Genomic DNA, 9,489 nt, shown 5'->3' on the forward strand with positions numbered 1-9,489 from the left:
GCGCGGACCTCCGTCCAGACGCCGTCGAGGTAGGCCCGCACGTCGTCGCTCTGCACGACGCGGTCCTTCATCGCGTTCACCTCGCGCGCGAACTCCGGGTCCTGGCGCAGGCGCTCGATGAATTCGTGGATCCAGTCATCGAACTGCCGCCGCACCGAGTGATCGGGCTGCGACAGCGCCGTCTGCACTTCCTCGACCAGTTGCAGCGCGAGCTTGTCGGACAGGCTGTCGGCCATCTTGTCGACGTTGGCGATCGTGTCGACGAGGGAGGTCGCCTTCGGCCACTGCGCGCGGGCGAACTTCACCAGCCGCGCGGCGACCAGCATCCGCACCTCGGGCGTGGCCAGGTAGTCGCGCAGCTTGGACAAGGCGCCGTCGAGCACGTCCTGGTGACGGCCCGACTTGGTCAGCACGTCCAGCACCGAGGCGGCGGTGGCGGTGGCGTTCCAGGACAGCGCGCGTGCGACGAGGAACTCGCCGATGGCGCGGCGCACCGCCTGCTCGTGAAGCAGCGAGATGCCCTCGATGGCCATGGCGCGGACGGAGCCGGTGACCTGCGCGAGGTTGTCCGGCTCGCGCAGCCACTGGCCGAGGCGCTCGGCCGGGTTGAGGATCTCGAGCTTCTGGAGCAGCACCTCGGGATGCAGGAAGTTGTCCCGGACGAACTCGGCCAGGCTGTCGGCGATGCGGTGCTTGCCCTGCGGGATGAGCGCGGTGTGCGGGATCGGCAGTCCCAATGGATGGCGGAACAGCGCGACGACGGCGAACCAGTCGGCCAGCCCGCCGATGGCGGCGGCTTCGCAGAAGGCCTTGAGCCAGGCCCAGGGCCCCTGGGCCCCCATCACGAGGCTGACGGCCAACCCGGCCAGCGAGGCCAGCAGGCAACCCAGCGCGACCAGCTTCATGCGGCGGAGGTCGGCGGCGCGGGGGTCGGGGGGCGCGGAGGAGTCGATCAAGGGCATCGGCGACGGGGCAGCAGGATTGATGCCTGGGGCAGCCTGCCGGCGGAGCGATGAACGCGACCTTGTATCACCAGCGCAGGGCAAAAGGTGCTTCGGACACGCTCCGGGTGCTCGTCAAACAGAGCGGAATCCGACTGGCACAGGTCCATCGATTCAACATCCGCTCCGACGCGATTCAACTTACTGCTGGATGGCTACATCGCCAAGTCATTGTCACGACTACTGAATTCCCGTCAAATTCAACATATCGAATTCACCCATTTCACTTCCTCCACACATGGCGACCTTTCTGGACCATCCGCTGAGGCTCCTCAATCCCAGCTTCTCGTCGCCGCTGCTGGACGTCCTCACCGACCTGGAACACCTGCGACGACTCCAGCTCAACGGAACGACGCCGCCGATGGTGTTCATGCAACTCAAGCAGGTGTTCCATCTGCTGGAGAGCCTCGCCTCCGCGCGCATCGAAGGCAACCACACCACGCTGGCGGACTACGTGGAGACCAAGTTCGGGGGGCCTGCGTCGTTTCAACGTGCCGATCAAGAGATCGACTCGTTGCGGGAAATCGCCAACATCGAGCATGCGATGGACGAGATCGACGCGGGGCTCGAGCCCGGCTCCGCGCTGAGCCAACACTTCATCCGCGGTCTTCACGCGATGACGGTCGATGGACTGGAGCGCGAAGGCGACAAGACGCCAGGGACCTACCGGAGCGGGTCGGTCGGCATCGCGATGTCCGAGCACGCGCCCCCGGATGCCGTCCGGATCGGGGCCTACATGGGAGAGTTGGTCGACTTCGTCAATCGGGACGACCAGCGCAAGTACGACCTGATGAAGGTGGCCCTCGCGCACCATCGCTTTGCCTGGATCCATCCGTTCGGAAACGGCAACGGCCGCGTTGTGCGCCTCTTCACCTATGCGCTCCTCATCAAGTACGGATTCCGAATGACCGCTGAGGACGGACGTCTATTGAATCCAGCGGCGGTGTTCTGCGCTGACCGGGAGAAGTACTACGCGATGCTTTCGTTGGCAGACCAGGGGACGGATGCCGCGCTCGAGACGTGGTGCACCTATGTGTTGACTGGTGTGAGAGACGAGTTGAACAAGGTCGACCGTTTGGCCGATTACCGGAACCTCACGGCCGAGATCCTGCTTCCTGCGATCGCCCACGCGCGCGAACGGCAATGGATCACCGAGCAAGAGGAAAGCGTTCTGAGGGTTGCCGTTCTCCGGAAGGTCGTGAGGTCGGCAGACCTCGCCGACGCCATGCCGAAGAGTTCACCGGCTCAGCGCACCTATCAGATTCGCAAGTTGCTCGCGAACGGGATGCTCCAGCCCACCCATCGGGAGGCGCGTCAGTACACCATCGGATTCAGCAACAGCACGCTGCTGCGCGGCGTGATCAAGGCGCTGACGGACCAAGGGTTCATTCCGCGCGCCGTTGTCGCGTGATCGAGTCAGTACGAAACGCTCAGCCCAACTCCACCGGCATCGAAGCCGCCGTGACCGGCGACACCGTGGCCCAGCCCAAGACGGCATACAGCGCGGCGCCCGCCTCGGTCGCCACCAGCACGCCGTGCCGTGCCCCGTGATCGAGCGCGCCATTCGTCAACGCCGCCATCACGCTCCGTCCGAGTCCCCTTCTCCGATGCGCTTCATCGGTCACGATCTGATCGAAGGTGGCGAAGGCGCCGTCGAGAGCGGCTTGACCGCTCGCCGCAAGGTCGCCGTCCTCGGTGAGGACGGTCGCCCGCAGCAGCGCGCCGACCCGTTCGATATGGACGCGGTAACCCGCTGCGAGCGACTCGGCGCTGCGTGCGAGCGCGACGCTCATCAGGAACTCCGGCGCGTGGATCTTCCAGTCCTTGGAGAGCAACGGCGACACGCTCTCCAGCGGCGCGCAGACCTTCAGCCAAATGCCGGCCGCGGGCTCATCGGCAACGAGTTGCTTTAGGACCTCGCGATCCAGATGCGGCAGGACGTATCGCGTGGTTTGCTCCGGCTTTCCGACGCGGACTTCCCAATATCCGGCCCGCTGGATCGGTGGTGGCGTATCCCGGGAAATCGCCCAGCCGTAGGTCCAGGCTTGAGCGGCAACGGAGCGCTCGAGGACGCCGGAGTCAAGCAGGCCGGCGGTTTGCGAGGTCGGTGAAAACATCGGGCTGGGGTGGCAGTGAGAGGAATGGAGGGGCGTCACGCCGCTTGCAGCGCGCCATGAGATTGGCGAGTGTGCTCCTCCAGCGCGCCAATTTCGACGACGGCGAGATTGCTGAGCGCTTCCCGCACGAGATCCCGGCTCGCGACATGGATCCGCCCCCACAGGCAGTCCGGGTCTTCCATCGTGACGATGGAATCGCGCAGCAGCGCGGCCAGGAGCGTGAGCCGATCGCGCACGTTGAACATCGCGGCGCCGACGGTGATCGAGGGATCGAGGAGCGCTTCAGCGGGATCGCTGTCGCGCATAGCGGCCGGCTTGCGCCGTGGCGGAATGACGGACGCCTCCCGCAGCACCATGCGCGTGTATTCGGTGTCGTCGCACAAGGGTTTACGGCTCAGAAGCGGCGTGCGCAGGCGCTTCGCCTTGAACGGCAGCTTCTTGCGATCGAATTCGACATCGATGTGATCGAGGGCGATCTGCTCAGAGATTCGAAATCCGGTTTCGGCCAAAGCGCGGATGGTTTCAGCGGGGATCATTCGGAGTCCTTCAATAAACAACGTTGAGGGACGTCCACCGGTCACCAATCAAGGAGGGTGGGCGAGATGTCAAAACACGCATCACACACGTGCGACCTTCCTCACGGAGAAGCCCATCTCGCCCGTGAAACGGGGATAGCGAGAGGCCGCCTTGCAGCGGCACATGTAATGAGTGTTTTGAGCACCTATGCCTATTTTCCCGAGCTTTAGCCTCATGAGAATTACCCGACTCAGTGTCAACCGGCCATTAGACTACAGAGATCGATAGCAAGACCTCCTTATACCTGTGTCAATTCTCTTTTGGCTTCCTCAAGAGATGCTCTCCCAAACCATATCTCCTCGCCATCTCTGCCGCCGTTTTCGGCGGAGCCAGTTCAGCTTCGAACAATTCCTTAATTTGCTCAAACCGGTCAATAGCAATGCCGCCCTTTCCAATGTACCTCTCAATATCCGAATCAGGAATCCCTAAGAGGCGCTGATAAGCGTAATCCAGCTCCGTCTTCTTCTTTGAATAGAGAGCACGAATATTCTTCAAATTTTCTTGCAACTCTGTCAGTTTCTGACGTGAATCCGCATCCTGCGCTTTGAGAGCCTCAAGCTCTTCGAGAGTGGCTTCCATAGTGGCGATCGCTGCCTCTTTTTCTTGGTTAGCAGCCAACACTAGGGTGTCGACCGCATCAATATTTGAAACCAATTTCCTGACAAACGACCCCATCTCATCGGCACTTCCTGCCATTCGATTAAAGATGGTGAGAAAGTACTCAACCAGTTCGCTATTTGAGAAGTTTGGGTAGCGCACCCGATGGTCAATTTCGCTCCAACCTTCCTCAAAGATACTTCTCACCTGAATTTCGGCAAAGACCTTCCTTTGATGCGGCTGGTTCGAAAACACATAGTGAATCGATCTATAACCTTTGGGGTGATTCCGTACATCAAACTCATCATTATCTGAGAATAGGCTCACATCCCCTTGTCGGACATAGGCAATCGGATTCTCTACCGGCGTCCACGTCTCTTTCAACCGCTTATCAATCACAAGGCAGTCCTCCTTAAATAGGTGGAGTGCCCTAACGCCAACCAGATCAGTCACGCGCTCAGCATAGTTTTGAACGCCGATATCCGCATATTTTCTACTTTTCTCCGCCCGCTTGCGGACGATTTTCTCAATCAAATGCAGGGGATCTTTAATCCTCCATCTGACCGAATGAACGCCTTGAATTCGCTGAATGACCTTCGCAAACAATTCGGCAGAATCAGTCAACCGCTCCCGATGTTCAATGTGGTCTTGCGCTATTTGCTTGAGGAGGTGCAACTCGATATCGGCAGCAACCCAGACTTCTTCCTTCATCCGGCACGCATTCAATAATGATTCGACGGACTCCAGTTCTTTCATGACTCCCTCCCACGATTTTGTCCGTAAACTTATATATCAAAACCCAAACGCCAACCTCACCCCACCCCAATGCCTCCCGGCAACGGTGACCGGCGCCGACGCCTCCTTGAGTAGCACGAAATTCCCGCCGCCCATATCGCGGCGGTAGGTTTGCAGGAGGAATGGCCGTTGATTCCGAGCCGACGCCAACCCGGTGCGGTCATTGAATATCCGCCGATATCGGCTGTTGGCCGTGTTCCAGGCCGTATCCCCGGCCCGCTGCGGCTGGCAATACCGCTTGTTGTGGGTCGCGACATACCCGTTGCGGTCGACCGCGATGCAGAACACCACCTTGTCCGAGAAAGTCAGCACCCGTTCCTGCACCTGCGGGAACAGTTGGTCCGCGATCTGAGTGAAGCGCGTGGTGAACTGCTGGGGATCGGTGCCGGCGATCGGCTGGTAGTGCTCGTCGAAGAGCGCCGCGGCGTCGATCTTGCGTTCCGCCACCGCGCGCTCGAGCAGCGCTGAAATCTCCGCGGCCGCCTCCTGCACCGCCTGGATGTACGGCGAGTCCTCGACCTCCACGCCACTCGACGCGATCTGCTCGATCATCTGCTCCGACAGCCGCAGGAAGCGGTCGCTGCAGGCGAAGGCCGAGTCGAGCTTGCGCATCGCCTGCTGGATCTCGACGCCCAGCTCGCCGGAGCGCGCCGCCAGCAGCTGCGTCGTCGCCTGGCTCTCCTGCGCGGACTTGGCGATCAGGTCCACGTCGACCTCGACATCCGCGAAGGCCTGGTGGATCTTGCTCTGCGCGGCGCCTCCCGCGCCGTCCGCCCGCAGCTCGCGGCTGAAGCTCTCGATCCGCGAATCGAGCGTTCCCACCGTGCCCATGATCGCCTTCGAGGACGCCTCGACCTGCGCCGCCAGGTCCTTCACCGCGTCCGCCACGACGCCGAAACCGCGTCCGGCCTCGCCGGCGCGCTTGGCCTCGACCGACGCGTTGAACGCGACCAGCCGCGTCTGCAGCGCGATCTTCGTGATCTCCGACGCCGCGTCGCTCACCAGCCGCAGCGTCGAGACGATCTCGCCGACCTCGTCGCCCACGCCGGACAACGCCGTGCGCGCGCGCCCCACCGCCTCGCGGGTCTGGTTCGTCGATTGGTTGATGCCGTCCTGCGCGTGCCGGACCTGCTCGAGCTCCGCGCCCAGCGCCTGCATCGCCTGCGCCTGCGAGGTCACGACCTTCTGCGTGTCCTCCAGCAGCCCGCGGACTTCGGCCGCGTCGCGGCCCAGTTTGGACACGCCGCCCGACAGTTCCCGGACGACGGTGGTGGTCTTGCCTTGCATCGTCGGCTCGCGCGGACCGATCCCGGCGCCGCCCTCCGACGCGTCAGGCGACGCCTTCCCGGCTCGCCTGCGCAATGAGTCCCACATCGGACGCTCCCCCATGGTGTTTGGACCACAAGGACTGCGGCCGCTGTGCGGCCCGTTTTACCAGTCGCGCAGCTTCACGCGCAATCGGGCAATCGCTTGACTGTGCAGCTGGCACACCCGCGATTCGGTCACCTTCAGCACGGCGGCGATCTCTTTCAGGTTCATGTCATGTTCGTAGTACATGGACATGACGTAACCCTCGCGCTCCGGCAGGTTCTTGATCGCCTCCACCAGCGCCTCGCGCATGCGGTGGTCGCGCAGCATCGACATCGGATCGGCCGACTCGTCGCTGACGTGGCGGTCGAGGTAGTCGTCGCTGTCGTCATCCCCGGAGATGTCCTCCAGATAGACCAGCTGCGTGCCGCGTACCTTGCCCAGCATCTCCTGGTACTCGCCCAGCGAGATGCCCATCTCCGCGGCGATCTCTGATTCCTGCGGCGGACGGCCCAGCTTCTGCTCGAGCTTGTGCACCGCGCTCTCGATCGAGCGCTGCTGGCGCCGGTTGCCGCGGCTCATCCAGTCGCTGCCGCGCAGCTCGTCGAGCATCGCGCCGCGGATGCGCTGCGTCGCGAAGGTCTCGAACTGCACGCCCTGCGCCGTGTCGAAGCGCGACAGCGCGTCCGTCAGGCCGATCAGGCCGACCTGGATCAGGTCGTCCAGTTCCACATTGGCCGGCAGCTTGGCGATCATCTGATGCGCCAGGCGGCGCACCAGCGGGCTGTACTGGCGGATCAGCGAGTTGTTGTCGAGTTGACCCTTGGCGGTGTACATCGTCTCGTCTCCCATCCGGGGTCAATGCGCAGCCAGGGTCACGCCTTGCGGGGCGCGGCCGGCCTTGGGCTGCCACATCGGCCGCGGACGCAGCGGCATCGCATCGGCGGCGCTGTCCAGCGCCGCGCCAGGCACCGACGCCAGCAGCAGCTCGCGCGCCATGTGACGCATCTCGTGCGTCAGCGGCGCCGTCACCGGCTGGCGGGGATCCAGGCAGGCCCACTCGCGCAGCACGGCGCCGAGGAAACCATCGCCGCAGCTCGAAAGCTGCTGAGCGATGCGCTCGGCCAGACGCAGCTGCGGATTGCAGGCCAGCAGCAGGCTGTAGACCATCAGGCCCGCCCGCTGCGTCAACCACTTCATGCCGGCGTAGGCGTAGGTCACGCTCTGCACGTCGGTGTCGGCCAGCAGCACCGGACGCACCTCGCGCGACACCAGCACGCGGCTCAGTTCGGCCGCGCTGGCATGCAGCAGGATCACGTCCGCGAACGGGGCCGCGTCGGTCACCGCTTCCAGGAACTGGGCGGCCGAGCCGTTGGCGTTGATGTAGCGCAGCGGCAGTCCGCGCGCGGCCAGGAAGGACACCTTGGCCGACAGCGGCTCCACGCAGGCCGCCAGGTCCACCGCCGCGAGGTCGGACGGCGCCGAGGCCTGCTCGCCAGCGTCCACCACCAGCGTGTGCAGGCCCAGCTCGGCGAAGGCGGCGCACATGCCTTCGAGCAGCGCGCCGCTGCCCATGACATGCGGATTGCTCACCACCGGCACCACCCGCACCCGCGCGGTGGCGAAGAGGCGTCGCAGGCCGTCGGCCTGGTCCTTGGGAGCATTGCTGAAATCGCGCATTGGGCTGCTCTGTGTCGTCTTACGTGTTGGGTTCCAGCGGTCGTTTCCCTCTGACAGAGAAGCGCCATTGCTGGAGCCGTTACCGGAAGTTTCGCCCCGGGGGCCACCCTTCGACGCGGAATTGAAAGGGGGAAACACCCCGCTTTTCTCTGCCGCTTTCGCCCTCGCTTGCCTCTGGCCCGGCGACTTCAGGCCGTTGCCGGCCTGGGTCGCGCACAGGACAAGTTGACCACCATGCTGCAACGTCGGGTTAACAAAGCCCCAACGACAGAAGGGAAGAGCATGGCTCTTCCCAGGTTCGAGGCGTTCGGGGACGGCCACCACCCTCACCCCCACCCTCTCCCGCAAGCGGGCGAGGGAGTCAGGAGGGGGTGTTGTTCGGTCAGTTCAGGCCCATGGGCGAGGCTGCGCCGGCCGACGCGCCGACGGAGCCGGCGGTGAAGATCAGGTTGACGTCGGAGGCGTCCATGCGCCAGGCCGACTGGCCGTGGCTGCGCAGCGCGCGCTGCACCAGGGCCTGCGACGACAGGCGATGCCAGTCTTCCGGCACGCGCTGGCCGTTGGTGACGCCCAGCACCCGCAGCTTGTGGCGGATCACCGTGTCCAGCGCCGGGGCCAGCTTCACCGCCTCGTCCAGCTTGGACAGGATCACGCCCTGCGCTTCCGCGCCGCGCCAGGCGCCGACCACGTCCTCGATCGTCTCGCCCTGCTGCGCCGCGTTGACGACCAGGATGCGCTTGATGCTCTTGTGCGCCAGCATGTCCAGCAGCTCGGCGGTGCGGCTGTCGCGCTGCGCCGTGCCGGCCGTGTCGATCAGCACCATCTTCTTGCCGGCCAGCAGCTCCAGCAGGTCTTCCAGCGAGGCGCGGTCATGCGCCGTGTGCACCGGCACGCCGAGGATGCGGCCATAGGCGCGCAGCTGCTCGTGAGCGCCGATCCGGTAGGCGTCCAGGGTGATCAGGCCCAGCTGGCTCGCGCCGTACTTGGTGGCGAAGGCCGCGGCGATCTTGGCCGTCGTCGTTGTCTTGCCGACGCCGGTCGAGCCGATCATCGCGAACACGCCGCCCTGGTCTTCCAGCGCCGGCATCTGCTCGGCGGTGTGGACGTTGCGGGCCAGCACGTTCGAGGCCCAGGCCTGCGATTCCGATTCCTCGGTCATCGGGGCCGGCAGGCCCTCGACCAGCTTGCGCACCAGCGCGGGCGAGAAACCGGCGTCCAGCAGCTTCTGCGTCAGGCGGGCCTGCGCGGGCTGGCGCTGCAGCTTCTCCATGAAGGCCAGGGCGCCGAAGCGCTCCTCGATCATGCCCTTCATGGCGCGCAGCTCGGACATCATTTCCTGCTCGCGACGCGACGACGCGGGCATGTCGTTCAGCGGATGGCCGCCGAAGCCGCCACCGACGCCGCCCAGGTCGGCG

The 9,489-nt window shown here is 64.3% G+C and carries 9 protein-coding genes; 1 reads left to right on the top strand and 8 read right to left on the bottom strand.

Annotated features, from left to right (window positions below; translation table 11 throughout):
- Positions 1 to 905 (bottom strand): DUF445 domain-containing protein (locus FUT87_RS11685; RefSeq protein WP_186830491.1); only part of this gene is annotated, 905 nt, incomplete at its 3' end.
- A gap of 334 nt (positions 906 to 1,239) precedes the next feature.
- Between FUT87_RS11685 and FUT87_RS11690 the strand changes: the two genes are divergently transcribed.
- Positions 1,240 to 2,412, top strand: a complete 1,173-nt coding sequence (locus FUT87_RS11690) for a Fic family protein (RefSeq protein WP_147241120.1) — start codon at positions 1,240 to 1,242, stop codon at positions 2,410 to 2,412.
- Between the two features lie 19 nt (positions 2,413 to 2,431).
- Here FUT87_RS11690 and FUT87_RS11695 read toward each other — a convergent pair whose 3' ends face one another.
- The 7 genes from FUT87_RS11695 to flhF all read right to left on the bottom strand — a co-directional run.
- Positions 2,432 to 3,118 carry a GNAT family N-acetyltransferase gene (locus FUT87_RS11695; protein WP_147241121.1) on the bottom strand — a complete coding sequence of 229 codons (687 nt, stop codon included), beginning with the start codon at positions 3,116 to 3,118 and terminating at the stop codon, positions 2,432 to 2,434.
- Positions 3,119 to 3,153: 35 nt separating this feature from the next.
- A complete protein-coding gene (locus FUT87_RS11700) occupies positions 3,154 to 3,654 on the bottom strand; it encodes a hypothetical protein (RefSeq protein WP_147241122.1) in 501 nt (166 codons plus the stop codon).
- Positions 3,655 to 3,943: 289 nt separating this feature from the next.
- Positions 3,944 to 5,047, bottom strand: a complete 1,104-nt coding sequence (locus FUT87_RS11705; RefSeq protein WP_147241123.1) for a RelA/SpoT domain-containing protein — start codon at positions 5,045 to 5,047, stop codon at positions 3,944 to 3,946.
- A 36-nt stretch (positions 5,048 to 5,083) separates the two neighbouring features.
- Entirely contained in the window at positions 5,084 to 6,373 is a 1,290-nt protein-coding gene (locus tag FUT87_RS11710) for a methyl-accepting chemotaxis protein (RefSeq protein WP_147241124.1), read from the bottom strand.
- Positions 6,374 to 6,517: 144 nt separating this feature from the next.
- A complete protein-coding gene (locus tag FUT87_RS11715; protein WP_091725006.1) occupies positions 6,518 to 7,231 on the bottom strand; it encodes an RNA polymerase sigma factor FliA in 714 nt (237 codons plus the stop codon).
- A 21-nt stretch (positions 7,232 to 7,252) separates the two neighbouring features.
- Positions 7,253 to 8,074: a hypothetical protein gene (locus tag FUT87_RS11720; protein ID WP_091722436.1), complete on the bottom strand. Its 822-nt coding sequence runs from the start codon at positions 8,072 to 8,074 to the stop codon at positions 7,253 to 7,255.
- A gap of 382 nt (positions 8,075 to 8,456) precedes the next feature.
- Positions 8,457 to 9,489: flagellar biosynthesis protein FlhF (gene flhF / locus FUT87_RS11725; protein WP_147241125.1), on the bottom strand; the 1,033-nt coding region annotated here is incomplete at its 5' end.

The organism is Mitsuaria sp. TWR114, assembly GCF_007997345.1.